Genomic DNA, 23,849 nt, shown 5'->3' with positions numbered 1-23,849 from the left:
CACTGCGGTGAAGATCAACGCGTGCACCTTCCGCCTGCGTCCGGTTTCCGCGTCGTTGATGAAACCCATTTGGGCGAAGTCGATCTGGCATTCCACCCCCGGATCACCATCCACCACCCGGACCGTGGTGTCCCGCGGTCGGAAGCCGCACTCACCGGTGGCGAAACGGTGCAACGTCCTAGTACGGCACCACCGTGCCGGACCGGCGAAGCAGGACCTCGATCTTCACCAACGACAAGCCCTGATTCACCCACCCCGTGATGTCGGACTGCCTGCCCAGCAACACATCCCACGCCGCGCCGTGACCACCGGGCCGGTTCGGGCGGACCCTGGCAATGACGTCCCCGATCAACTCATCCGACAGCGCTGCCGCCCCGGCGCCCCGGGCCAGGCCCGCCTCGCCGGCAGCCTGCACATAACGGCGGGCCGTTTTCCGGTCCACCCCGGCGCGCTGGGCGACCGTCCGCAGACCACCACCATCCAACCAAGCCCGCAGCACCTCACGAACCTCAACCACGTCGACCTCCCGGAACGCCATCAACGACCTCCATGTCACCAAACAGGACATGAACATCAAACGGGCACCCCCAAACCCAGCGTGTCAGCACACGCCGGGTGGTCCCATAACTGGCGAAACCGTGGTCCCATCCCAATGGCAGAAATCCGGCCCACCCGGTCCCTTGACCGTGGCAGGCGACAGGCCGGGGTCCGGCAGGACGGCGGCCCGCGCAGTCAACGCGCGTTGGACGGTCCACCAGCCGATCCGGTGAGCCCTGGCGGTTTCGGCGATCGAACGGCCCGACAGGACATCCGCGTCGACCACCGTGTTGGCGAGCCGGCTGGTAGACCCGGCGTACGGCCGGACCTGCGGGGTGTGTTCGGTGAACGTGGCCTTCGCGCACCCGGTGTTGCCGCACCGGAATCGGAGCTTGTACCACCAGGCGGTGACCGGGCCGCCGCCGGCCGGGATGTCCCGTACCCGTTGGAGCTTGCGGACGTGTACCCGAGTCGAAGGCACATGGCATACAGGGCAACACATTTGGGTGATCCCGGTACCGATGACGACGTCCCGCCCGGTGGCACTTCGCCGGGCGTCGATCACGTGGAAATCGGGCAGGTGGAACAGCACCGTCGCCGGATCTCGGCGAACAGAAGTAGCACGGGGCACGCTCGTGGTCCTTCGAAGTCGACTTCCTTTGTGTGGTAACAAGCAGTCAACAGCAAGGGCCACGGGCACGGATCCACCATCACGCGGAACGGTGGAGAGCCCGTAAAAGTGCGTTGGGACAGGGCACCTTCGGTTCTGGATGCTTAAAAAGATCCCGCGAACTTTACGAAAATTTTGCAACTCTGCCGGGAAATCGCCCAATCCGTGCAAATATTGCTTGATTGTGAGATGTCACCCGTCGGTGGCAGCAAAACCTCGAAAGGTCCTTGTGAACAAATCATTGATGCGCGGCGCGGTGGCAGTCACTGCAGCGCTAGGACTGGTCTTCGCACCAGCAACAGCATTCGCCGACCCGGCGCCGGTCGCCGGCCCCGCTGCTGGCGGGACCGCTGTGAGCGGGATAGTTCCGGTCAGCACTCTCAGCTTCACCCAGGTAAGCGCTGGTACCTATTTTTCGGCAGCACTGGATTCGGCTGGCAACGCCTACACCTGGGGCTGGAATGATGACGGACAATTGGGCAACAATACCCTGGGAGACAGTCTTATCCCGGCCAAGGTCCCAGCACCCGTGGGCGTCAAGTTCACCCAGATTTCCTCCGGCGCACGGCACGTCGTGGCGTTGGGCAATAATGGCAAGACCTACGCGTGGGGCTACGGCGACTTCGGGCAGCTGGGCAACGGGCTCACCGCCAGCAGCTCCGTCCCTGTCGAAGTTACGCTTCCAGCAGGCGCAACTTTCACCAGCATCGATTCTGGTAATTACTACACCGTTGCACGCGGGTCAAACGGGAAAACCTACGCGTGGGGTGACAACTTCTTGGGGCAACTCGGCCAGGGCGACAGTGGCAGCGGTACCAACCGGGCAGTCCCCGTCGAGGTTCCCCTTCCCGTTGGCGTCACATTGACATCCTTCTCGGCCGGTGCCAACTTTGTGTTGGCCCTCGGTTCAGACACCCAAATGTACGCGTGGGGTCACAACGTCAACGGACAGCTGGGCGATGGCAACCCGGTCACCTCAGTGAAAAACCCGACTGTTGTGCCTTTCCCCGTAGGAGTCGTCTTTACCCAAGTTTCTGCTGGTGACAGCCACTCCGGGGCAGTAGACGCCGCAGGGAATGCCTACACCTGGGGAAACAACCAGTACGGCGAAATCGGCAACGGGAACGTTGGCACGGACTACTCCACCCCACAATCTGTGACTCTCCCGGCGGGTGTAACTTTCAGCCAAATAACGACCGGCCCGTATGTCTCGGAGGCTTTGGGCTCGGACGGTAAAAACTATGCTTGGGGTAGTGGTAACTATCAGCAGCTCGGCGACGGCACCTCCGATGATCGGCCTCTGCCCACGGTGGTCCAGACCCCCACCGGGGTCACCTTCACCCAGGTCGCAATCGGCGACCAACATACCGTCGCGCTAGGCTCCGACCTCAAGATTTACACCTACGGGGAGGACTCCAACGGGGCGCTCGGCAATGGCCCCGAATTAGCCAGCATCGTTCCGGACGTCATCTCCGATGTCGTAGCGACGTCGGTTCTGTACGGGGCTAACGCTGCGACAGCGCTCGCGAATAGTGATGACGCCACTTGGACTGCGGTAACCCCGGCCGGTTGCGGCCCAGTCGACGTCACCGTGCAGTACCGCCTGATGGATCAAACCCTGCCCGCTGAGGTATTCCCGGCTGCGTTCACTTTCGGTACCGCCGCTGCTGTCACCACACAGCCAATCGCTGGCGCGCTCCCAGCCGGCGGCGGTAACTTCGCCGCATCCGTCGCCTTCTCCGGAGACGACGCACCAGCAGTGCAGTGGCAGTCCTCCGTCACCGGCGCAGACCCGTGGACCAACATCGCAGGCGCTACGTCAGCGAACTCCGCGCTACCCATCACCAACACGACTTTTATCCGAGCCGCAGGTACCAACTGCTATGGACAGGTCTTGTCCGCATCCGCTCAGGTCACCGTGGCTGCAGCCGTCGTCAACCCGGTGGTCCCGCCCAAGCCGGCAGACCCCGTGGTCCCGCCCAAGCCGGCAGACCCCGTGGTCCCGCCCAAGCCGGCAGACCCTGTCAAGCCCGCAAGCCCGCCGAATGCTGGCAACCTGCTTGCTAATACCGGTGCACCCGTACTTCCGCTCATGCTGTCCGCATTTGCTCTGCTACTCATTGGTGGAGCCACAACATTCCTCTCCCGGCCTGCGAACAGGAGCCGAAACAGCATCTAGCACTTGCTCTCTCGTGCCCGCGTTCACCTCGCCTTCGGAATGGGTGCACGCGGGCACCCCTATTTCCGGGTGCAAGACCTCTGCAACCAAAATGCCTCTGCGCGGGGCGCGCGTAGCCTGGACACGCCAGCACACCCAGACCTGGTGCACCGACCGCTTCGAAGGAAGTGGGCTCTAGGGCCCCTCTCAGTGCGAATTTTTTCCAGGCAGCCCTGCCGCGAGTGTGACGACGAGACGAAAATGACGCACCCAGCTTCAATTCCGACACATGCCCCGCCACTGGGCAGTTCCCCAGTTCTGCAGCAACGGTGGAGCGAAGTGACGTTCTTGCACTGGCGCGTTGATCCCAGCGTGGTGGCGCCGCATATGCCAGCGGGGTGCCGTCCTGACGTCATCGACGGGAGCGCCTGGGTGGGGATCATCGCTTTCCAAATGTCACAGAGTTCGTTCTTTGGCAGCCCAAATGTGCCGTGGCTGGGCAACTTTCCCGAGGTAAACGTGCGCCTCTACTCCATTGATGAGCACGGCCGGCGAGGCGTGGTGTTCGCCAGCCTGGAGGCATCGCACCTCATACCCGTACTCGTTGCCCGGGCCGTCTTCGGTCTTAAATACCAGTGGGCCTCCATGCGGATCGGCCAGCGCGACGGCAAAGTGGCCTACCGCACCTCCCGTCACGGCAACCCCGCAGCCTCCTCGCACATCATCGTGCGCCCAGGTCACGACGTCGCAGCAAACGCAGAACTGGCCAGCGACCCGATTTCCACCTTCCTCACCGCTCGATGGGCGTTCCACGAGAGGCATCTGGGCCGGACGATTTACTGCCGAAATCACCATGAGCCCTGGCCGCTACAGCGCGCCGAACTTGTGTACCTCAACGACTCTCTGATGGCCGCCGCGGGTTTCGAAGGCCTAGCCGACCGAGCCCCCGAATCAGTGCTGTACGCCTCCGCGATCACCACCGTCTTTGCGGCGCCACAGCTGCGCTAGCACCAGTGCATGCGCTAGCGCCAGTGGATGCGGTGGCAAGAAACGTCGGTCACCGGTCTGCCGAGCGGAATTCAAGACGAATGTCCGACCGAGTCACTGCGCCCCAGCGCAACGTCGCCTAGCCCTGGCTGGCAACGCTACCGTTGACGCGCTGGACAACCCGCCACGGATTGTCATCGCGCAGGGCCATTGGTAGTCGTTGGGCCGGGAACGACTGGAAGGCCACAGGGCGCATAAACCGTGCGATCGCCGACGTACCCACCGAGCTTGATGCCGAAGTAGTAGCGGGATAAGGTCCACCATGCTGTTGTGCGTAGCTCACCGTCACTCCCGTGGGCCAGCCGTTCCACAGCAACCGACCGGCCTTCTCCCGAAGCAAGCCCACGAGGTCGCCAAGGTCGTCATCGTCCTCGGCCTGCAGCGTTGCCGTCAACTGGCCTTCGAGCAGTTCAACCAGCGCTGGCAACTCGTCTTCCGTCTCGTATTGGACGACAAGTGAAGCAGGGCCAAACATTTCACGGTGCAGGATGCTCGGATTATTCCGAACCACCGCCGATGTCGTGCCGAGCACGCTGGGTAAGGGCACTGGTGCGTTGCGGCCCTGCACAATGACGGATACCCCGTCTTCTGCAGCGACGGCGCGGAGCGATTCTTCGAACGCCTCATGGAGCCCGTCGCTGAGCATTTCGGTCCCCGCAGATCCCAGCAGCGCGCCACTGAGTGCGCTACTGATCTGATCCCAATCACCCGCCGGTACGAATAGGAGGCCCGGCTTTGTGCAGAATTGCCCCATTCCCATGGTGAATGACATGGCAAACTCGCGAAGGATCTGGTCCCCTCGCCTTGCCCAGGCCTTCTGGGTGACGACGACGGGATTGATGCTGCCAAGTTCTCCGAAGAACGGGATGGGGACGGGGCGAGCGCAAGCTCGATCAAACAACGCGCGACCACCAGCCGTTGAACCCGTGAACCCCACCGCTTTCACGAGGGGATGATCGACGAGCATCTCAGCGGCCGCGCGGCCCACCACCGAGCCGAAGAGGCCTTGCGGAGCGCCCGCCGCGGCGAGGGCTCCGCTGACCAGCTCGCTCGTTCTCAACCCCAGCTTCAGATGGGCACTGTGGATTTTATGGACTACAGCGGCGCCAGCGGCCAGGGCCGATGAGCTATCGCCACCAATAACGCTGAACGCGAACGGAAAATTGGAGGCGCCGAATACACCGACGACACCCAGCGGGACATTCATTCGCCGAATGTCGGGCCTCGGTCCCATTCCCCATGATGCGTCGCTGTGGTCGATCGTGGCATCGAGGTGGAATCCGGCTGTGATCTCCTCGGCAAGCAGGCGTAACTGGAAAGCTGTCCGCGTGAGTTCGCCGGTGAGCCGCGCTGTGGCGAGGTGAGTTTCCTCGGCGGCCAACCCGATTAATTCTTCCGCGTTGGCATCGAGTGTGGTCGCGATCGCGGTGAGCCACTCGGCTCGTTCTGCGGGGGAGGCAGCCTGCCCCTTGAGGAATGCCGAGTGCGCTGCCTCGATGAGAGCTGCGGTGTCCGCAGCGGTGCTGGCTGTCATGGTGTGCTCCTGATTTTTGTTGGTGAAAGGGGTCCGAGCCAGGTGAGGGATGGTGGTTCGCGAGAGCCGATGGAACTCATGGTGGGAGGAGTTTGTCCTGCGTGTGCGGTTCTCTCCAGGATGTCCAGTCCAAGACGTGGGTGCCGAACGCGATCTACTGCAATCGACGGCAGGGGGGTTTGGAGATATGCGCCGCTCAGGCAGCTACTCGAAGCGCTTCGCAGCCTAAACGTCAAATTGGGTGGTGCGGGGGGGCTGTTTGCGTCGGCCGTCTCGTGGTACTGCCGGAATCTGCCAACGGTGTCCGGAGATAGGAACGAGACGTCGGGCGTCGTTACGCCCGAGATCACTGCCTCGACCGCATGTGGCCTTTCGACGCTGGAGGTTTCTACCGGCCATATGCGGCCCTCGGGTAAACGCCAGCCCGAATCGGGCACCAGCTGCCGCTCACCGAAGACGGCTGCAGCGGACATCATGGTGTCTTTCGCGGAGGGAGAGTGCCCGGTGGGGGCTCTGGTGGCGCGCCCGGTGGGGGCGTGATCGACCGCATTAGCCAGCCGTGCCCGCGACTGGCGAATAGCCAAGCCGCGACGAGATTCGTTGGGCGCCCGCCAGTACCGCGTCCCGAATTATTTCGGTCCGATCCGGCGTCATTCGGGCCAATGGAACCGAGATGCTGATAGCAGCAACGCAATCACCGACGACGTTCCTGACGGGCGCCGCGATGCAGTTCACCTCGAGGTTCGATTCACGATCGTCGTATGCCACCCCCGTCTGCAGGATGGTCGCTAGTTCGGTCCTGAGCACCGCAGGATCGGTAATGCTCCGAGCGGTGAGAGCCTCGAGTTCACCGTTGCCGAGCCGTGCTTCCAGCTCCGCTGTCGTCAGCTCGGACAGCAGTACTTTGCCCAAGGCTGTGCAGTGAGCTGGCAGTTGGCGTCCGACGGCGGAAACGAGCCGAACTATTCGATCAGGGTCAGATCGCGCGATGTAGAGCACATTTCGCCCTCGGAGCACGCCTACCTGCACGGTTTCTTCCACCTGCTGCGTCACGAAGGCAGCGATCTCTTGTCCCACTCTGGCGACGTCGAGTTTTCCTGCGTATTTGCTGCCCAGCGAGAAAAGTTGTGCGCCCAGCCACAGGTGGCCCTCCCCCACTGGTTCCACAAAACCGCGTTCTCGAAGTGTGTGGATCAGTTCGTACACAGCGGTTCGAGGCAACCCCAGGCGCGCGATGATCTCGGCCGGACGGACGGGGCCGTCAACGGAGCCCAGAAACTCCAGGATCTCCAGACCGCGGTCTAAAGCGGGGACCACGCGCATCAGCGCTTTGCCCGCGCAGCCACTGCCTGCGTGCCCATGACCATCTCCATCTCGCGAGTTCGATATTTCGAACACTGTTTTACCTATGGAACAGCCTAAGTGTGCGAATGGGTCAGGTCAAGATGACCACGGCTTTCGGAACCAAGATGAACGCTTGAAGTTCACCGCTTGAGTAGATATGGCGCTGCCACTCACCCGCGCGACCTTTCTCAGTGATCGCGCGGGCTCTCCTTCTGATCCGGTCAGCCCTTAAACGTCTCGAAGATCTTCGAGTAGTTAGCAGTCGCCTCGTTGTCGCAGGGCGGGACGGGCTTTGCCAAGTCGTAGCCCGGCGGAATTACGATCGCGGGGCTGCTAGCAAGCTCGGGTTTCATCAGCTCATCCGTACCTTTCACACCCGATGCGTAGCCCTGAAAGTTCACCGCAACCGCCATATTCTCTGGCTTCAGCATCCAGTTCAGAAAGGTCTTGGCCTGGTCAACATTCTTAGCACCGACTGGAATCGCGAAGTTGTCTTGCCACAGATTCACGCCTTCTTTGGGATAGACGTACTTGAGCGAAGGCCTCTCCAAGGCTGCTCGATAGGCGGCGCCGCTGTAGATCATCGCCATCTTCTCCTCGCCGGTGGCGAGCCGTTCCAGAATGCCGTCGCTGTTGATGGTGCTCACACGAGACTTGAAGCTTTTGAGCAGATCCTGCGCCGCCTGCAGTTGTGCGCCATCCTTGGTGCAGGGTTGTGCGCCGGTGGCGCGCAAGGCAGCGTTGACCGCCTCAACCTGGTCGTTCTGGATGCCGACCTTCCCCGCCGATGCGGGCGGGTTGAAGTAATCCGCCCATGAATCTATCTTTTCGGTGATCACCGCGCTGTCGTACATGATGGAGTTCGTGCCGTAAAGGTAAGGAATCGTATACTTACGGCCCTGATCAAAATAGACGTCAAAGAATGAATCTTTGATGTTGACACCGTTCGGCAAGCTCTTAGCATCGAAAGGGAGAAGCAAATTGGAATCTGCCAGAATCTTCACCATGTAGTCGGTCGGTACCACTACGTCATAGCCTGCGCCATTTGAGGCGCGCAGCTTTGCTTCAAGATTCTCATTAGAATCATAATAGTCAACATTAAGCGTAATCCCAGTATCAGTCTTGAACTTCTTAATAAGATCAGCGGGGTAGTAGTCACTCCACGTGTAGAGATTGACCTCTCCGCTGGTGGCCTCGACGTATCCTTTGGGCGAGTCTGTGCCTTTCGACGCGTCGGAACCGCCGCTGCACGATGCGAGGGCCAACGCACCCACGACAGGAATGACGAGAGCGGAGACGAATCTGCGCCCAAACCTAGTACTAGCCATGCCGTTTTCTCCTTTGTTGAGATTGCAAAAATGTAATGGTGGTAACGATGATTGCGAGTAGTAGGAGCATCAGAGCAATGACGTTCACTGCGGGACTCGCACCCTTACGAATAAGGCCAAATAGAAACACGGGAAGCGGGGTAGAGCCCGAACCTGCCAAGAAATTCGAGATAATAAAATCATCGAGCGAGATGACGAACGACAGAATGGCTCCGGAGATAATGCCCGGAACCAACAAGGGCAACATAATTCTCCGGAATGTCTGCCACGCGCTCGCACCAAGATCTGTAGCGACCTCAAAATAAATAGTGCCAAGGCTCTTGAGGCGTGCACGCAACGGCATTAACGCAAATGGGATGCAGAACGAAGTGTGCGCCAGCATCAGAGCAGCCATCCCGGGTTGCAACCCGATGATCCGGATAAAGCCCAACGTCGCGACCGCGAGCACAATTTCGGGGATCACCAGCGGCGCTGTGAGGACAGCGGTGGCAATACCACTGCCCCTAGCCCGCAACTGATCTACCGAGAGCGCAAAAAGCAGGGCAAAGATGGTGGCAAAAATCGTTGCCACCGTGGCAATCTCCAGCGACACTCGAACGGACTTCAACAGGTTGGCATTCTGCGCCACGTCACTGAACCAGCGAAGACTGAAACCCTTCCAAATCAGCGCCGAGTCACCGTCATTAAACGCGTAGACGGACGTGATCAGAATCGGAACATACAGAAATACCATGCCCAAAATTGCGACTGGGCCTACGCCGGGAAAGTCGCGGAGCCTGAGTCCGCGCGCGGCTTTGCGAACCGGCATCACGGCACGCTCAAGGCTGCCGGGTTCGACGGGTTGAGAACTCATAGCGAAATCTCCACCTTCTTGCCCGCTTTTCGAGAATAGACAGCGATACCCATCAGTGCGAGCATCAGCATTATCAGGATGATCACCGAGAGCGCGGCGCCGAACGGCCAGTTCCGAGCGTCACCAAATTGAGAGGCAATGAGATTTCCGACCAGTAAGACTTTACCCCCACCAAGCAGTACCGGCTGGACATAAGAACCGAATGCCGGCATGAAGACCAGCAAGACTCCCGATAGAATACCGGGGACGGCCAACGGCACGATAATTCGCCGCAAAACCGTTACTTTTCTAGCGCCTAAATCGTAGGCAGCCTCCGCCAAGCGGAAATCGAAGCCTGCGAGCGAGGCGTAAATGGGAAGCACCATAAATGGAAGAAATGTGTAAATAAGGCCTATTTGCGATGCCAGTGGTGTGTATAGAAGTTCCATTTTTGGCAGTCCCAGAGCGGTCGCACCACTGTTGACGATACCGTTTTCATTGAGAATCAGAATCCAGGCATAGGTGCGAACGAGAAGGTTCGTCCAAAACGGGATGGTGATGAGGAGCACGAGCAAGTTCTGCAGCCGTTGGGGCCGAGTTGCAATCCATAGCGCGATAGGAAACGCGAGCACCAGACACACCGCAGTGGTGATGAGTGCTTGCAGCAAGGAATCTCCGAAAACGCGTAGGTAGCGTCCGTCGAAAACGGTTTTGCCGACAAAATCACTCTGATACAAAGCGCTGATATAGGGCTCCAGCGTGAACTTGTAGACGACACCGCCACCCTGGGCGGGGCGAGACAAGAATGAAAACAAGAAAATGATTGCGAGTGGGCCCACAGTGAACAGTGCTGCGACTAGAAGAGCAGGCGTTGTGCCCGGCCACGAGAATTGTCCGCGTAAATGCGTCGGCTGGCGCCGCTTTGCCTCGGTGCGGACAGAAAGGTCGGTGCTCACGACGCAGACTGAGTTTCGGGAATCAAAGCTCGCAGCGACGTGACATCGGTATATAGAGCCACTTCGGCGCCAGGGAGGATGTCGACGTCAAAGGGCGGGGGCACCCGGATGGCGATTTCCGTGCCGTCCGCCAGTTCGACCGAGCATCGCAGGTCTGTGCCCATGTAGACGAGCTTGGCAAGGACACCGGCGGCGAAGTGCACCTCCCGTGGAGAAAAGGTAAGGCGCTCGGGACGAATGGCCAGGGTGACTGTGCCGTCGGGAGTCGGCACCACGGAGCTGAGGTACACCGAATCGCCGCTGGGCAGTAGCACTTCCAGACGTTCGTCAGCCCCAGCACCGACCCGGGTCGCCGGTGCGACTACAAAATTGGTCTCACCCACGAAGTCGGCCACGAATCGGCTGACGGGTTGCTCATAGATCTCTTCCGGGGTGCCAATCTGCTCGGGCCGCCCCTCGTTAAAGACGGCAACGCGATCGCCCATGCTCAACGCTTCGTCTTGGTCGTGGGTGACGAAGACGAACGTAATACCGGTGGCCCGCTGCAGACGCTTCAATTCGGCCTGCATGCCCCGTCGCAGTTTGAGGTCGAGCGCGGCCAGCGGCTCGTCAAGTAACAGCACTTTCGGTTGCTTTGCCAGCGCCCGGGCGAGCGCGACCCGCTGTTGCTGACCGCCAGAGAGCTGGTCGGGCTTACGGTTGGCCATCTCCGACAACCGCACCAGGTCGAGCATCTCAGTGACGCGCCGCGCAATCTCAGCCTTGGGTTTACGTTCCATCTCGAGACCAAAGGCAATATTCTGCGCAACGGTCAGATGCGGGAAAAGTGCGTACGACTGGAACACCGTATTCACCGGCCGCTCGTGTGGGGCAAGCAGGTCTATGCGGAGACCGCCCAAGTGGATTTCGCCGCCATCCAGCGTGTCCAGCCCCGCGATGCTCCGCAACAGGGTGGTCTTCCCGCACCCCGAGGGACCGAGCATGACAAAAAACTCGCCCTGACGGATGGTGAACGACACATCATCGATTGCATTGACGTACGTCTTTTCAGGCGTGATGAAGGTTTTGCGTGCCCCTGCAATAACCAAGTCCTGCGACCCAGACTCCGGGGCGTCACTACGGTCGAGCCCTCTTGTTGTCGGGGTAGACGTTGGCGTCGGCACCTGGCTGCCTCCTTCGCGAGAACTTGGTGATCACCCTGGGGTGCTGTTGTGTTCGGTAAACCTAATGCGATTAGATTGACTCGCGCAAGCATTCGAAAGTTTCGTTAACCAAGTTGAAACATGCCGTCGGCGCAGTTCCCGCATACAGCCAAGGAGGTCGCTCATGTCTGAGGAAGACAAGCCGGCAGCTGCCCCCAGACGCCCGGGCCGACCGGCCAAAGCCCTGCTTACCCAAGCCGACATTGCGCGGGGGGCGCTCGCGATTATTGACGAAAAGGGTTGGCACAACTGCACTATGAAGGCCCTCGCGCAGAGTCTTGGGGTCCGATCCCCTTCGCTTTACCACCACATCGACGGGCAAGGCGCCTTGGTCTCTCTGGTGCGCGCGCTCATCGTCACCCAGATTCACGACCCGACCATTGTCGACCTGCCGTGGGATGAGGCGATCCGTCGATTCGCGATTGCCTATTACCGAGTCTTCTCAGCGCATCCCAACACCATCCAGGTGCTCAGTACGACCCCGGTGCGCGACGCCGACACCGTCGGGATGTACGAGACATTCGTCCGGGTTTTCGTTGGCGGCGGGGGTGAGATCGGCCGCGCGTTGGGGGCATTGATCGAGCTGGAGAATCTCGCGCTCGGGTTCGCTTACGCAGCGAATGCCGAAGAGGTGTTGCTCGACCCCTCCTTTGTTGAAACGTTCAGTGCGCCGCTACTCGCAGAGGCAACTCGGAGCCGCACGGACCAAGACGGAGTGTCCGAAACAAGCTTCCTTGGCCTGCTCAACCGCTACATCGACATATTGCGGCGCGACTTCGAGGACGCCGCAGTCCACGCCTTTCCGCATCACCCCATGACGTCCACCGACTCGGAAAAAGGACCCCACTCGTGACCGACCCCACCCGTACCCCTGCGCAATTGTTGATCCACTCTGCCCGCGTTTGGTCGAACGGCGCCATGCTGGAGCACTCGGCGCTCGTCGCCGATGGCGGCAGGATCCTCGCGCTGGGCGGAGAGGAACTTCGGGAAAACTATGCGGCTAGCCGGGTTATCGACGCGGGGGCGGCCTTGTCACGCCCAGTTTTGTCGACGCACACGCGCACCCCGCCATCGGCGGCATCGAGGCACTGAGGTGCGACCTCACCAAGTGCGCCAGCGCAGAACAGGTGTACGCCGAGATCGCGAGGTACGCCGCTTCGGAGCCCGACCTCCCATGGATCCTGGGCGGAGGGTGGCGGATGCCGTTCTTCCCCGGCGGAAGCCCGCGCCGCGAGGATCTCGACAAAATCGTGCCCGATCGGCCAGTGTTTCTCATCAATACCGATCACCACGGCGCGTGGGTCAACAGCACAGCGCTCGAGCTGGCAGGCATTGATGCGACGACGCCCGATCCCGAGGATGGGCGGATCGACCGCGACTCCGATGGCGTGCCGAGCGGAATGTTGCACGAGGGGGCCGCTGACATCGTCGGAGCCGTACTGCCCACCACCACTAGCGAGGAGGTTCGCGCCGGGGTGTTGACCGGGGAACGTGTCCTTTTCGGGTTCGGTATCACCGGTTGGGAGGAGGCCATTCTAGGTAGCTACGCGGGTTACGAAGATTTCACCCCTTACTACCGAGAGCTGCTTGACGAGGGGCTTCTGCGGGGACGCGTGAGCGGAGCGCTGTGGGTATCGCGCGATTTCGACGGCATGACCATTCCTGAATTCGTCGCAGACCTTGAGCGACGCCGCGACCAATACGCGCGCGCCGGGTTGCGCCTCGACACCGCGAAAATCATGGTCGATGGGGTCCCGGAGAACGAAACTGCGGCTATGGAAGAGCCCTACCAAGCGGAATGTTCGTGCACCGGCGGTCGGGGCCTCTCCTACTTCAATGCCGAGCAACTCTGCGAGCTGGTGCCGCTGCTCAACGCTCGCGGCATTTCCGCCCACTTTCACGCTATTGGCGACCGGGCTGTCCGCTACTGCCTCGACGCCGTCGAGGGGGTGCCCGCAACAGATCGTGCATCCGTCCGCAACCATATTGCTCACCTCCAGGTCATCAACCCGGACGATCTCGCTCGCTTTGGCGCCCTGGGCGTGACCGCGAACATCCAGCCACTGTGGGCCTGCCTAGATGCACAGATGGCGACTATGACGTTGCCGCTGATGGGCGAGCTCCGCAGCCAGTGGCAGTACCAATTCGCCTCTCTCGAGCGTGCTGGGGCGAATATTGTCTGCGGGTCTGACTGGCCCGTTTCTACCTCTGACCCTTGGCAGGGCATGCACGTGGCGGTCAATCGCCGCGCCCCTGGGGAGACCGAGGCGGAGCCCCTGCTCCCCCACGAAGCACTTTCGTTGGCCTCCATCTTGACCGCCTACACCCGCGGTTCGCACGATCTACTAGGGATGCCCGGTGGCGTGATTGAGGTCGGCGGAGTGTGCGATCTGGCAATCGCTGATCGAGATCCTTTTGCTGGCCCGGCTTCTGACATCTACCTGACGCGCAACGTGCTGACCACGCTTGACGGGGAGATCGTCTTCGAAGCCGAACCGAGGGCGTGAGCTTAACGCGGATTCCACCAGGGTGGGTTTGTGTTGAGGGGACCTATTTCTGCAGACGGATTAAGGAAGTTTGTCTGTTTTCCTAGTCGTGGACACTGATTGCCTATAGGTTGCTAGCCATCCGGTACTGACCGAAGGGCGGGTCCGATGAGCACCGACAACCCGATGGATCCGTTCGCCGAGAACCCCCCTCGCGAAAGGCAGTCCCGGACTCTCCTCTTCGTGATTCTGGGGATCCTCGGGGCGCTCCTCGTCGCCGGAATCGTCCTTCTAGTTTTGTTGTTGAAGACCAAGGACGAGAGCGCCTCCCCCGGGACGTCACCCTCAACAGCCACGAGGTTGGGGACGGGAACTCCGGTAAGCGCGGCACCGCCGGCCAGCTTGGCTTCATCCAGCACTACTGTCGCAGCCAGCCAGATACCGTCATCTTCCGCCGCCTCCTCCACCGCCGCGACCCCCACCACCGCGTCCTCCACCGCCGCGTCCTCCACCGCCGCGACCCTCACCACCGCGTCATCCACCGCCGCGACCTACACCACCACTACGACACCGACCGCTACGACATCTACTCCAACGATGACAACCGCCGCGGGCCCCACTTTCGAAACTCTCACCACACCGATGACGGAAGCCAGCTGTTCCATGGGTGGCCCCGGCTTCGATCCCACTCGGCCACCTGTGAAGGTGAGTTGGACCAGCACAAAGGCAGCGCAGGCATGGTTTGTACAAGGGACCAGCGACGCCGCAGACTCCGGATATATGCAGATCCCGGTAAACGGCACCCAAGCCGATTTCCCGTTCGAGATCCAATTTGCCTGTGGGACGGATAGCAGCACCTACACGATTACTTTGGTCGGCACCGACGGCTCTCACCTGAGTAAAAGCTGGACCGTGCAAAACACCGGAGATGTGTTCTGACCAAGGGCGCCAGCGGCGTCGTGACTGGCTGATGACGAACGCTCTCGCCGCCGCTCGTGCCGTCCGGAACACCCGACCTTTCACCCAATCAGTGCCTGCGCCCTGGGGTTAGAACTCCGTGCTTGGCAGGTCCTTTTCGCCATCCACAATCGCTTTCAGGATGCGCTCCGCGACCCGGTCCGGGTCTAACGCCTGGCCGAACTTGGGTGCTGAGCCTGCGATCGGGTGCTCTGAAAGCTGCGTCGCGGTATGGCCAGGACGGGCATCGACCAAGCGGACACCGACGCGACGGTATTCGCGAGAGGCAGCAACCACGAACCCCGCAAGACCAGCCTTCGACGCGGAATAGGCAGCAAGACCCGCCATTGGCATTTCCGAAACGACGCCGCTCAGCGTGATCACGAAAGGCTCGCGGCCCTCTTTCGCTGACGCTGCAAGATGTTTCGCACTCGCGGTGATCAGCAAAACGGGTCCGATGGTGTTGACGGCGAAAAGCTCCTCCAGTGTCGCGGGTTCAAGTTCCGAGGCGGCGCCGAATGCGACGACACCAGTGGCAACGACGAGACCGTCGAGCCTGCCGTGCTGAGCCAGGACACCTGAGACCGCTTCTTCTGCTGCAGCGGACGTACGGAAATCGGATCCAGTAGAGCGGGAAGCTCGTACTACGGTGGCGCCCGCTGCTTCAAGCTGGGATGAGATACGAGATCCCAAACCTCCGCTCGCGCCAGCGACCAGGACTACTGCACCTTCAAGTGTTGTCATCACTCCAGGGTAGAGCTTGCCGCGGTGGGGGGTTGCTGAGACGAGCTGCGGGCGGCGCACTTATCGCTCGCAGTCAATTCAGGCCAAAAAGCGAACCGGCCAGATGCCGAGGGCTGATCTGCCCTCGGCACCCGCGTAATACAGCGTCAGCTCTCAGACAGATACTTGAAAAAATCGCTGAACGCCGCCGCTGACGTTGCAGGAGACGAGGGATTTTTCGATAGCCACTCGTCAAGGCTGACACATTGACTCAGATCCATTCCATGCGCAGCGGCGATCTTGTGCACCTGCATCGGAATCCACTTATTCAATGCCAACCACACTCCAAAGCTTCCTACCAAGCTCCCTATTGCCACCTCCAGCCTTTCGTCCACCAATCCCATCGGCACGCTTCGGCCGTTCATGATCGAATGCCTCCCCAGCGGCAGCGGCCTCCTTCCATAGAAGGGAGCCAAAGCATCGTTGTGGTCGCGGCACGTTTTGCAGGCGAGCCAAGAAAATTTGATGGGTCCGCCGGCGGTATCCCTCGCGCAGAGAGTGCAGACATCAACCATCCGTGCCACGTCACATTTGGGCCATTTCTCCCTCTCCGCATCGCAGCGGCAGGTTTGAAAACGCACAATAGGTTCGTCGCTACCCTGCGGGACCGTCCTGGTTCTTTGGATGCCGCCGCAGAGAATATGCAGCGCATGGTCGTTCGATATGATTTGCCGTTCTGGGAACGTCGCGTGCGGACGTTGACCCACCTCTTGCGGCTGAAGGTGCTAGCCGCCGGCTCTTCCCTTGGGGCACCGTGCAGTGGAAATGGCGCGGTTGCCGGGATGACGGGCCAAGTACCCGAACTGCCATCCGCTCTGGAGCTGACTCAGAAACTGACAGAAGCCACCGACAATGTGCGTCCCAGCTTCGGAGGGGATGAACACAGATCGCGCATGCGGTCACGGAGGAAGGAACGATCACGGGACCAAATCAGACCCAAGACCAATACTTGCTCGATGTCAGCGTTCTACCCGGCCGTCTGTCACACCGATACATGCGATCCCGCCAACAGCCATCGTCATCATCTATAAGTGCCGTGTCGGATCCATCCGCTGGTGCAGAATCCGGACCACGTCCACACTGTCGGTGCTCTCGACGTAAAAGACCAAGTGGCTACCGATGCTGTAGCGACGGTACTGGCCAGGAATTTCGTCGCACGCCCGTCCTCGAAGTGGATCAGCGGCGATCCGCTCGATCGCTGCCCTAATCTCGAAGATGTAGATCTCGGCTTGGTTGGAATCCCAGCGCTCCTGAGTGAAGTCCCACATCGATGAAAGATCTTGCCGCGCGGCCGGCGTGAGGCGGTAACTCTTCACGACCTCTTCGACTCTACAAACTCGTCGAAGTCGAACTCTTCCGGTGCACCGCTCTCTTCGCCAGCTACTAATGCGCCCCTGAGCGCCGCCATCTGCGCTTCCTGATCTTCCAGCAACCTCAGGGCGGCGCGGACGACTTCGCTGGCAGACCGGTACCGTCCGGTCGCGACTTCACGGGAGAGGAAGCTTGCGAAGTGGTCGTCCAAGCTGATTGAGGTGTTTTGCGCCATGCCGAATAGTACCAAAGGTTGGTAAGTTGCAGTATCTCAACGCTCTGTGAGTGAATCTCGGGGGTCTATGCACTCGAGATACCCTCTGCTCAGACGTCAGGTCGGAACGCGACTAGACGTTAAACCGGAACTCCACAACATCCCCATCGACCATCACGTATTCCTTGCCCTCGATCCGAGCTTTGCCGGCCTTACGCGCCTCGGCAACCGAGCCGAGCGCGACAAGGTCTTCGAAAGAAATAACTTCGGCCTTGATGAAGCCCTTTTCGAAGTCGGTGTGGATGACACCCGCTGCCTGCGGCGCCGTCCACCCCTGGTGGATCGTCCAGGCGCGGGCTTCTTTTGGCCCGGCCGTCAGGTAGGTCTGGAGTCCGAGTGTGTGAAAGCCCGCGCGGGCAAGCGCATGTAACCCTGGTTCGTCTTGCCCGACGGATTCGAGAAGTTCCATTGCGGATTCGTCATCGAGTTCCAGAAGTTCGTATTCGACCTTCGCGTCGAGGAATACCGCGTCGGCCGGGGCAACTGCGGCGCGAAGTTCGGCCTTCTTCTCTTCGTTCGTCAGCACGCCCTCGTCGGAGTTGAACACGTAGAGGAACGGCTTAGCCGTCATCAGCGAAAGTTCGCGCAGCAGCGCAATGTCCACTTTCTTGCCGACAGAGAAGAGCGTGTTGCCCTCGTTCAGCAGGGTCTGGGCGATCAGAGCTGTCTCCAGCATCGCCTTTTTTTCCTTCGACAGCCGCGCTTCCTTCTCCAGCCGCGGAATTGCCTTCTCCAGGGTTTGGAGGTCCGCGAGAATCAACTCGGTGTTGATGGTCTCGATATCGGAGAACGGATCAACCCGTCCGTCGACGTGCACCACATCGCCATCATCGAAGGCGCGAACCACCTGGCAGATCGCATCGGCTTCGCGGATGCTGGCCAGAAACTTGTTGCCAAGCCCGGCGCCTTCGCTGGCGCCCTTTACAATGCCCGCGATGTCAACGAACGACACCACGGCAGGGACGAGCTTCTGGGAATTGAAGACTTCGGCGAGCTTGTTCAACCGCGGATCTGGCAACGGGACCACACCAACGTTGGGCTCGATGGTCGCGAACGGGTAGTTCGCGGCGAGCACGTCCGATTTGGTCAGGGCGTTGAACAGGGTGGACTTGCCAACGTTGGGCAGGCCGACAATTCCGAGAGTCAGGGTCACGAGAGATGATTCTAGGCGTGATGCGGGGCGCGCAGGGCCACCTCGATCAGGCGGGAAGGAACTGCTTGAGCAAGGGAATTTGTTTGCGCGCAGGAAGGAACGCCAGCGCCGCGAGGATCCACAATATTGGCAGGTTGCCCATCAACTGAGCCCACCAACCCGCGCCAGACCAGTTCGGGGCGTAGTCGGCCACGTATTTATCCAACGACACCAGCCACCCCACACCGACCACCAACAAAGCCACGCTTGAGTAGAACTCCCTCGTCTTGGGCGCTCCACGCAACTCGACCAGTCGGTGGGCTAGCACGATCACCGCGGGGATCACCCACACCGCGTGGTGCACCCAGGTCACCGGCGAGACCATCAGGCCGGCCATACCCGCCAAAGCCATCCCCGCCATTTCGTCGCCTGCGCGGAAGGCGCTGCGAGCACGCCACAATCCGAATGCCACCACGATGCCGGCCAGTAACACCCACACCGCTTTGCTGGGCGCTTCGGGCGAGGCCAACCGAGCGAGGAGTCCGTTGATCGACTGGTTGCCGCGGGTGTCGACCAGGCCCACTCGGGAGGTGTCCCACAGCACTTCGGTGTAGAAGTTCAACACCTCTTTCTGCGCAAAAATTATTGCCACCACAGAAGCCACCGCCGCAGTTGCGGACGCAACGATGGCAGCCCGCCAGCGGGCGGTGCACAGCAGATAGACGATAAAAATGCCTGGTGTGATCTTGATGGCCACCGCGAGGCCTATCCCGATCCCCATCCACTTCGATCCCCTGCGCTGCAGGAACAACAGATCGAAGGCCACAAAAAGACCAAGGAAAATATTGACCTGCCCGAACGACAACGTCAGGCGCATCGGCTCATAAAGAAACGCGACGCAGGTGATGAGCCCCAGCAGAACTAGGCCAGTGGCCCCGTTGATGCGGACGGAATCTCGCACACAGAGCCACACGAAAGCCACGGCCGCCGTAATAATCAGCACCAGCGTCAAAACCTGCACCACATGCCAGGGCAATAACGTCATCGGCCACATCAGCACGGCGGCGATGGGTGGGTAGGTAAACCCGAGACTGCCATTCAGCACATCCGGTTGCGAATAGCTGTAGAGGTATCCCCCGCGCGCCCAGTAGGAGACCGCGTCATAATAAATATGCAGGTCGAACTGGTTTCGCGGCGACCCAAGGCCGCGTCCTGCGCCGTAAGTCGCCACTGCTGCCAACAGGACCAGCAGCGCTGCACCCGCATACGCAGCGGCAGAGTTCGTGCCGAGCCACCTGACGAACCGCCGTGCAGCGGTATCAGCTTCAGGCTTTCCTAACACGCGGCACTCGCTTCGCCCGGCGCGCGCAGCACGGACACAGCCCATTCCGACTCGGCAACGAACGGATCGAGATGCCAAGTCGCAAAACGATGTTCGAGGGTCAAACCGACTGCTTTTGCTGCGTCATCGAATTCGGCAACCGTGTATTCCCTTGTGGTGAAGAAGCCTGTCACGATTCGTCCGCCTGGCTTCAGAAGAACCAGCAAGTTGCTCAGCACCGCCTGCTCGGTCCCAGGTGCGAGAAAGACCATCACGTTCCCCGGCACCGCGATTACGTCAAAACTGGCAGGGCCCCCGGCGGCGGTGATTACAGCGGAGCTCACAGTGAGTAGGTCGTGTGCAATCAGATTGGCTTCCGGATGACGTTCCCGCCCGATTTTTACCAGCCCCACGTCTTTGTCGACTCCGATTACATGATGCCCGGCCGCGTGCAGCGCCGCGGTAACACGGCCCATGCCACAGCCGGCATCCATCAGGTCGGCTCCGCGCGGCGCCATCATGTCGACGAATCGCGCTTCACCGCTTAGGTCGCTGCCTTCGTCGAACATTGTTTGGAATTTGGCGACGTAGTCGTCCCAGCGCTCGCCAACGATTTCGTTTTCCCAGCGGGTGGCCGCAGACGCAGATGCCTCGGTCGGCGTCGCCGGGCTGGAGTCGGAGGTCATAAGTGTCAGCGTGCCATGGCGATACTCCTTCACGCACAATTTCATGCGTAACTCCCACCTGACGTGTGAGCTCACACAGGCACGAAGCCGTGTCCGATTTCCGCTAGTAGGACGAGTCTGCAGGTGGCACAGTAGGCCGCATGATCCTGGATGACGACGTCGCCTACCGGGCAGTAGAAACTCGAGACGCCCGGTTCGACGGGCAGTTCATCCTCGCGGTGCGGACGACAGGAATCTATTGCAGACCAGCGTGTCCAGCTCGCAAGCCGCTGCGTCGCAACGCCGCGTTCTTCCCCACCGCAGCCGCCGCGCAGGCCGCGGGCTTTCGCGCCTGCCGTCGTTGTCTTCCCGACGCCGCGCCGGGCTCGCCGGAGTGGAACCTACGCGCCGATACAGTCGGGGCTGCGATGCGATTGATAGCCGACGGCGTCATCGACCGCGAAGGCGTCCCCGGGTTAGCGACGCGGCTCGGCTACACCTCGCGCCACCTCAACCGCATGCTGCTCGCGGAGTTGGGCGCCTCGCCATTGGCTCTGGCGCGGGCGCGTCGCGCCCACACTGCCCGCCTCCTACTGACAACAACCTCATTACCCATCAGCGAGATAGCCTTCGCAGCAGGCTTTTCCAGCATTCGCCAATTCAACGAAACGGTGCAGGAAATTTTTGCCACAGCGCCCTCCGAGCTTCGACGCGATCGCCTGTCGCAGCCAGGGGGTCCCGGTGTCATCACGCTACGACTGCCCGTTCGCCAGCCCTTTGACGGCAAGGGGCTGCTTGCCTTCTTCGCACTGCGCGCTATTGCCGGGGTCGAGAAAGTGCACACCCATTCGTACACGAGGTCGATGCAATTGCCGGGAGCGCCAGCTGTGGTCGAATTGACCATGCCGTCCCGCGCCGAGGCTTCGGTGCTCGCGAAACTTCACTTGGGCAGCCTGGCTGACCTCACACCGGCGGTAGAGCGCTGCCGCAGGATTCTCGATCTCGATGCCGATCCGGTCGGTATCGATGCACTTCTCAGTGCGGACCCGGTGCTCGCGCCCAGAGTCGCCGCGATTCCCGGAATTCGAGTGCCGGGCACCTCCGACGGCGCCGAGCTTGTGGTCAGAGCGATTCTGGGTCAGCAGGTTTCGGTTGTGGCTGCGCGAACGGCGGCCAGTAAACTGACTCATCGGGTGGGGCACCGACTTCCCGAAGAGCTAGCGACAGCCACCGGACTCACCCACCTCTTCCCCACCTCAGCTGCACTTGCCGAACTTGCCGATGTCGACATCGGTGGTCCGCGCAAGCGCGCGGCAACACTGCTGCACGCCTGCCGCGACCTCGCCAGTGGATCACTCGTGATCGACCCTGGCCGTCGCTCTGCTGACCTACAGGTCGAACTCTGCGCCCGTACCGGCATCGGCCCGTGGACAGCTGGCTACCTTGCCATGCGCGTGCTCGGCGACCCCGATGTGCTGCTGGCAACGGACCTGGTGCAACGCCAGGGAGCCAATCGCTTGGGGCTTGGCAGTTCCCCCGCCGCACTACGCGCGCGCGGGGCACGCTGGCGCCCCTTCTCCTCCTACGCGGGCATGCATCTGTGGCGGGCGGCTAGCATCACCACGACGAAAGGCCCGTAATGACAACAGCTCTCACCCACACCCAGATCACCCCGGCGGGCGCATTCACCACCATTACCGCCGATGACGAACTGACGGTTCTGGCTGCTGGCTGGACTGCCGACACTGCTCAGTTACTCCCGCAGGTGCATTCAACCCTGAGACCGACCTTGCTGCGAGTGGCCGAGTTGAAGGACATTGATCAGGCGGTTGGCGCCTATCACTCGGGAGATCTGGACGTGGTCAACTCCTTTGCAGTGCACCAGGAATCCGGGCCGTTCATGATGCACGCCTGGAAAGTCCTGCGCATGGTTCCCGCTGGCGCTCCCATCACCTATTCCGAATACGCCTCCCGGTCTGGGCGGCCGCTGGCGATCCGGGCCGCTGCCACAGCGTGCGCGCGCAATGCGGCGGCACTGTTTGTTCCCTGCCATCGGGTGCTCCGCCTCGACGGCAGCCTCGGCGGCTTCCGCTGGAGCCTGCCCGTAAAGCAGTGGCTCCTTGACCACGAATCGCAGCGGGTCGCCGATACATCGGTCGCCGGCAAGGGATAAAACTGCGACTGTCGGTGCGGCCCGCCATGCTGGCAACCATGGATCTTTCTACCGCCGTGATTGCGCTGCTCCTGCTGGGTGTGGGTCTTGCCTGCGGCTTCTATCTAGGGCGACTCTCGGGCCAAGCCGCCGGCCGCACAGAGGCTGAGCGCACCGACGCCGTCACGGTGGGCGCGCTGTTGGCCCCAGCCGCGGACGCCCTCGTGCGCGTGGAGTCTCAAATACGAGACATCGAACGCGATCGGGTCGGTGCCTACGCCGCACTGAGAGAGCAAATCGGCGCCCTGCATCGCACTTCCGCTGACCTGACGCACCAGACCAAGACCCTCGCCGGGGCCTTGCGAACCCCGCAGGTGCGGGGGCGCTGGGGAGAAATTCAGTTGGAGCGGATCGTGGAGCTCGCGGGGATGGCTGAACATTGTGATTTTGATACCCAGATGACAACGGGAGTCGCCCACGCAGACGGCACGTTCACCAGATCTCGTCCCGACTTGGTGGTGCACCTGTCAGGCGATAGGCATATCCCCGTCGATGCAAAGGTGCCCTTCACCGCGTGGCTCGAGGCGATGGACCGCGGCGAGGGGCCAGAAGCGGCTGCCTTGCTCACCGCACATTCGCGGGCAGTCCGCGCTCACGTGGACGCGCTCGCGGCCAAGTCGTACTGGCAACTGTTTCAGCCGGCGCCAGAATTCGTCGTCATGTTCATCCCCGGCGAACCTTTACTCGACGCAGCGCTCGTGCGCGACCCAGGACTGCTCGATTACGCATTCTCCCGCAACGTCGTGATCGCCACCCCCACCACACTCATCACCTTGCTACGCACTGTCGCCTTCAGCTGGCGCCAAGAGAAACTAGGTGCCAGCGCGGCCCAGATTCACACCCTCGGAGCGGACCTCTACAAGCGCCTTTCCACCATGGGCGAACATCTGGACAAACTCGGCGTCAGCTTGGGAAAGGCCGTCCAGTCGTACAACTCGACGGTTTCCTCGCTGGAATCCAGGGTTCTGGTCACTGCCAGAAAATTTGCCGATCTCGGAGTTGCCCCAGTAGAGATCCCCTTGCTTTCCCAAGTGGAGATCGCCCCGCGTCAACCTCAAGCCGTTGAATTGGTGAACGAGCCTCCGAGAGCGATCTGACCC

25 protein-coding genes and 1 riboswitch are annotated in these 23,849 nt (G+C 61.1%); of the genes, 10 read left to right on the top strand and 15 right to left on the bottom strand.

The window, feature by feature from the left end; genetic code table 11:
* Positions 1-178: 178 nt before the first annotated feature.
* The gene (locus tag EH165_RS15645) at positions 179-538 is read right to left on the bottom strand and encodes a hypothetical protein (protein ID WP_206426090.1); all 360 of its coding nucleotides are present in this window, start codon (positions 536-538) and stop codon (positions 179-181) included.
* 63 nt (positions 539-601) lie between these two features.
* A complete protein-coding gene (locus EH165_RS03835; RefSeq protein ID WP_124798105.1) occupies positions 602-1,168 on the bottom strand; it encodes a helix-turn-helix domain-containing protein in 567 nt (188 codons plus the stop codon).
* A 268-nt stretch (positions 1,169-1,436) separates the two neighbouring features.
* Between EH165_RS03835 and EH165_RS03830 the strand changes: the two genes are divergently transcribed.
* Together EH165_RS03830 and EH165_RS03825 are read left to right on the top strand one after the other, a co-directional pair.
* Positions 1,437-3,386, top strand: coding sequence for an RCC1 domain-containing protein (locus EH165_RS03830; protein WP_164479115.1), 1,950 nt, complete (start codon positions 1,437-1,439; stop codon positions 3,384-3,386).
* A gap of 318 nt (positions 3,387-3,704) precedes the next feature.
* On the top strand, positions 3,705-4,373 hold the full coding sequence (locus EH165_RS03825) for a YqjF family protein (RefSeq protein WP_206426089.1): 669 nt from the start codon (positions 3,705-3,707) through the stop codon (positions 4,371-4,373).
* A 118-nt stretch (positions 4,374-4,491) separates the two neighbouring features.
* Here the strand turns inward: EH165_RS03825 and EH165_RS03820 are convergent, their stop codons facing one another.
* Positions 4,492-5,988, bottom strand: coding sequence for an aldehyde dehydrogenase (NADP(+)) (locus tag EH165_RS03820; RefSeq protein WP_277870545.1), 1,497 nt, complete (start codon positions 5,986-5,988; stop codon positions 4,492-4,494).
* Between the two features lie 258 nt (positions 5,989-6,246).
* Between EH165_RS03820 and EH165_RS03815 the strand changes: the two genes are divergently transcribed.
* Entirely contained in the window at positions 6,247-6,486 is a 240-nt protein-coding gene (locus tag EH165_RS03815) for a hypothetical protein (RefSeq protein WP_124798101.1), read from the top strand.
* A 9-nt stretch (positions 6,487-6,495) separates the two neighbouring features.
* Here EH165_RS03815 and EH165_RS03810 read toward each other — a convergent pair whose 3' ends face one another.
* The 5 genes from EH165_RS03810 to EH165_RS03790 form a co-directional block, all read right to left on the bottom strand.
* On the bottom strand, positions 6,496-7,344 hold the full coding sequence (locus EH165_RS03810; RefSeq protein ID WP_124798100.1) for an IclR family transcriptional regulator: 849 nt from the start codon (positions 7,342-7,344) through the stop codon (positions 6,496-6,498).
* 167 nt (positions 7,345-7,511) lie between these two features.
* Positions 7,512-8,618 carry an extracellular solute-binding protein gene (locus tag EH165_RS03805; protein ID WP_124798099.1) on the bottom strand — a complete coding sequence of 369 codons (1,107 nt, stop codon included), beginning with the start codon at positions 8,616-8,618 and terminating at the stop codon, positions 7,512-7,514.
* Complete coding sequence (locus EH165_RS03800) at positions 8,611-9,471, bottom strand: ABC transporter permease (protein ID WP_124798098.1); 861 nt, start codon at positions 9,469-9,471, stop codon at positions 8,611-8,613. Before EH165_RS03800 ends, EH165_RS03805 begins: the two co-directional genes overlap by 8 nt.
* A complete protein-coding gene (locus EH165_RS03795; RefSeq protein ID WP_164479114.1) occupies positions 9,468-10,406 on the bottom strand; it encodes an ABC transporter permease in 939 nt (312 codons plus the stop codon). Before EH165_RS03795 ends, EH165_RS03800 begins: the two co-directional genes overlap by 4 nt.
* A complete protein-coding gene (locus EH165_RS03790) occupies positions 10,403-11,494 on the bottom strand; it encodes an ABC transporter ATP-binding protein (RefSeq protein WP_124800278.1) in 1,092 nt (363 codons plus the stop codon). Before EH165_RS03790 ends, EH165_RS03795 begins: the two co-directional genes overlap by 4 nt.
* Positions 11,495-11,732: 238 nt before the next feature.
* On the opposite strand from EH165_RS03790, the gene EH165_RS03785 reads away from it, so the two are divergent.
* From EH165_RS03785 to EH165_RS15635, 4 genes are all read left to right on the top strand, one after another.
* Positions 11,733-12,461, top strand: a complete 729-nt coding sequence (locus tag EH165_RS03785; RefSeq protein WP_124798096.1) for a TetR/AcrR family transcriptional regulator — start codon at positions 11,733-11,735, stop codon at positions 12,459-12,461.
* The gene (locus EH165_RS15640; RefSeq protein ID WP_206426087.1) at positions 12,458-12,700 is read left to right on the top strand and encodes a hypothetical protein; all 243 of its coding nucleotides are present in this window, start codon (positions 12,458-12,460) and stop codon (positions 12,698-12,700) included. Before EH165_RS03785 ends, EH165_RS15640 begins: the two co-directional genes overlap by 4 nt.
* Entirely contained in the window at positions 12,679-14,115 is a 1,437-nt protein-coding gene (locus tag EH165_RS03780) for an amidohydrolase (RefSeq protein WP_338418506.1), read from the top strand. The genes EH165_RS15640 and EH165_RS03780 overlap by 22 nt, the downstream gene beginning before the upstream one ends.
* 147 nt (positions 14,116-14,262) lie before the next feature.
* A complete protein-coding gene (locus tag EH165_RS15635; RefSeq protein WP_206426086.1) occupies positions 14,263-15,033 on the top strand; it encodes a hypothetical protein in 771 nt (256 codons plus the stop codon).
* A gap of 108 nt (positions 15,034-15,141) precedes the next feature.
* On the opposite strand, the gene EH165_RS03775 is transcribed toward EH165_RS15635, so the two are convergent.
* The 7 genes from EH165_RS03775 to EH165_RS03745 form a co-directional block, all read right to left on the bottom strand.
* On the bottom strand, positions 15,142-15,795 hold the full coding sequence (locus tag EH165_RS03775; RefSeq protein ID WP_124798095.1) for an SDR family NAD(P)-dependent oxidoreductase: 654 nt from the start codon (positions 15,793-15,795) through the stop codon (positions 15,142-15,144).
* Between the two features lie 146 nt (positions 15,796-15,941).
* On the bottom strand, positions 15,942-16,199 hold the full coding sequence (locus EH165_RS03770; protein WP_124798094.1) for a hypothetical protein: 258 nt from the start codon (positions 16,197-16,199) through the stop codon (positions 15,942-15,944).
* Between the two features lie 336 nt (positions 16,200-16,535).
* Positions 16,536-16,656: riboswitch (SAM riboswitch) on the bottom strand.
* Between the two features lie 203 nt (positions 16,657-16,859).
* Positions 16,860-17,150, bottom strand: a complete 291-nt coding sequence (locus tag EH165_RS03765) for a type II toxin-antitoxin system RelE/ParE family toxin (protein ID WP_124798093.1) — start codon at positions 17,148-17,150, stop codon at positions 16,860-16,862.
* Entirely contained in the window at positions 17,147-17,380 is a 234-nt protein-coding gene (locus EH165_RS03760; protein WP_124798092.1) for a type II toxin-antitoxin system ParD family antitoxin, read from the bottom strand. The genes EH165_RS03765 and EH165_RS03760 overlap by 4 nt, the downstream gene beginning before the upstream one ends.
* Positions 17,381-17,492: 112 nt before the next feature.
* On the bottom strand, positions 17,493-18,572 hold the full coding sequence (ychF, locus tag EH165_RS03755) for a redox-regulated ATPase YchF (RefSeq protein WP_124798091.1): 1,080 nt from the start codon (positions 18,570-18,572) through the stop codon (positions 17,493-17,495).
* A 46-nt stretch (positions 18,573-18,618) separates the two neighbouring features.
* Positions 18,619-19,893, bottom strand: coding sequence for a glycosyltransferase 87 family protein (locus tag EH165_RS03750; protein ID WP_164479113.1), 1,275 nt, complete (start codon positions 19,891-19,893; stop codon positions 18,619-18,621).
* Positions 19,887-20,558 (bottom strand): class I SAM-dependent DNA methyltransferase, encoded by a 672-nt coding sequence (locus tag EH165_RS03745; protein ID WP_124798089.1) that lies wholly within the window; start codon positions 20,556-20,558, stop codon positions 19,887-19,889. Before EH165_RS03745 ends, EH165_RS03750 begins: the two co-directional genes overlap by 7 nt.
* Before the next feature lie 140 nt (positions 20,559-20,698).
* Between EH165_RS03745 and EH165_RS03740 the strand changes: the two genes are divergently transcribed.
* From EH165_RS03740 to EH165_RS03730, 3 genes are read left to right on the top strand one after another with little or no spacing between them, the layout of a single operon-like run.
* Complete coding sequence (locus EH165_RS03740; protein ID WP_124798088.1) at positions 20,699-22,177, top strand: AlkA N-terminal domain-containing protein; 1,479 nt, start codon at positions 20,699-20,701, stop codon at positions 22,175-22,177.
* A complete protein-coding gene (locus tag EH165_RS03735; protein ID WP_124798087.1) occupies positions 22,177-22,710 on the top strand; it encodes a methylated-DNA--[protein]-cysteine S-methyltransferase in 534 nt (177 codons plus the stop codon). The genes EH165_RS03740 and EH165_RS03735 overlap by 1 nt, the downstream gene beginning before the upstream one ends.
* Before the next feature lie 38 nt (positions 22,711-22,748).
* Positions 22,749-23,846, top strand: coding sequence for a DNA recombination protein RmuC (locus tag EH165_RS03730; RefSeq protein ID WP_124798086.1), 1,098 nt, complete (start codon positions 22,749-22,751; stop codon positions 23,844-23,846).
* Positions 23,847-23,849: the final 3 nt, after the last annotated feature.

The organism is Nakamurella antarctica, from assembly GCF_003860405.1.
GTDB lineage: Bacteria > Actinomycetota > Actinomycetes > Mycobacteriales > Nakamurellaceae > Nakamurella > Nakamurella antarctica.
The sequence above is the reverse complement of the archived record's forward strand: the minus strand, read 5'-3'. Positions and strand labels throughout refer to the sequence as shown.

What these genes read in the sequence shown, in the direction of transcription:
- EH165_RS15645 (WP_206426090.1), bottom strand. Translation starts at nt 538, where the DNA reads ATGGCGTTCCGGGAGGTCGACGTGGTTGAGGTTCGTGAGGTGCTGCGG.
- EH165_RS03805 (WP_124798099.1), bottom strand. Translation starts at nt 8,618, where the DNA reads ATGGCTAGTACTAGGTTTGGGCGCAGATTCGTCTCCGCTCTCGTCATT.
- EH165_RS03800 (WP_124798098.1), bottom strand. Translation starts at nt 9,471, where the DNA reads ATGAGTTCTCAACCCGTCGAACCCGGCAGCCTTGAGCGTGCCGTGATG.
- EH165_RS03785 (WP_124798096.1), top strand. Translation starts at nt 11,733, where the DNA reads ATGTCTGAGGAAGACAAGCCGGCAGCTGCCCCCAGACGCCCGGGCCGA.
- EH165_RS15635 (WP_206426086.1), top strand. Translation starts at nt 14,263, where the DNA reads ATGAGCACCGACAACCCGATGGATCCGTTCGCCGAGAACCCCCCTCGC.
- EH165_RS03775 (WP_124798095.1), bottom strand. Translation starts at nt 15,795, where the DNA reads ATGACAACACTTGAAGGTGCAGTAGTCCTGGTCGCTGGCGCGAGCGGA.
- EH165_RS03770 (WP_124798094.1), bottom strand. Translation starts at nt 16,199, where the DNA reads ATGAACGGCCGAAGCGTGCCGATGGGATTGGTGGACGAAAGGCTGGAG.
- EH165_RS03760 (WP_124798092.1), bottom strand. Translation starts at nt 17,380, where the DNA reads ATGGCGCAAAACACCTCAATCAGCTTGGACGACCACTTCGCAAGCTTC.
- EH165_RS03745 (WP_124798089.1), bottom strand. Translation starts at nt 20,558, where the DNA reads ATGACCTCCGACTCCAGCCCGGCGACGCCGACCGAGGCATCTGCGTCT.
- EH165_RS03740 (WP_124798088.1), top strand. Translation starts at nt 20,699, where the DNA reads ATGATCCTGGATGACGACGTCGCCTACCGGGCAGTAGAAACTCGAGAC.
- EH165_RS03735 (WP_124798087.1), top strand. Translation starts at nt 22,177, where the DNA reads ATGACAACAGCTCTCACCCACACCCAGATCACCCCGGCGGGCGCATTC.
- EH165_RS03730 (WP_124798086.1), top strand. Translation starts at nt 22,749, where the DNA reads ATGGATCTTTCTACCGCCGTGATTGCGCTGCTCCTGCTGGGTGTGGGT.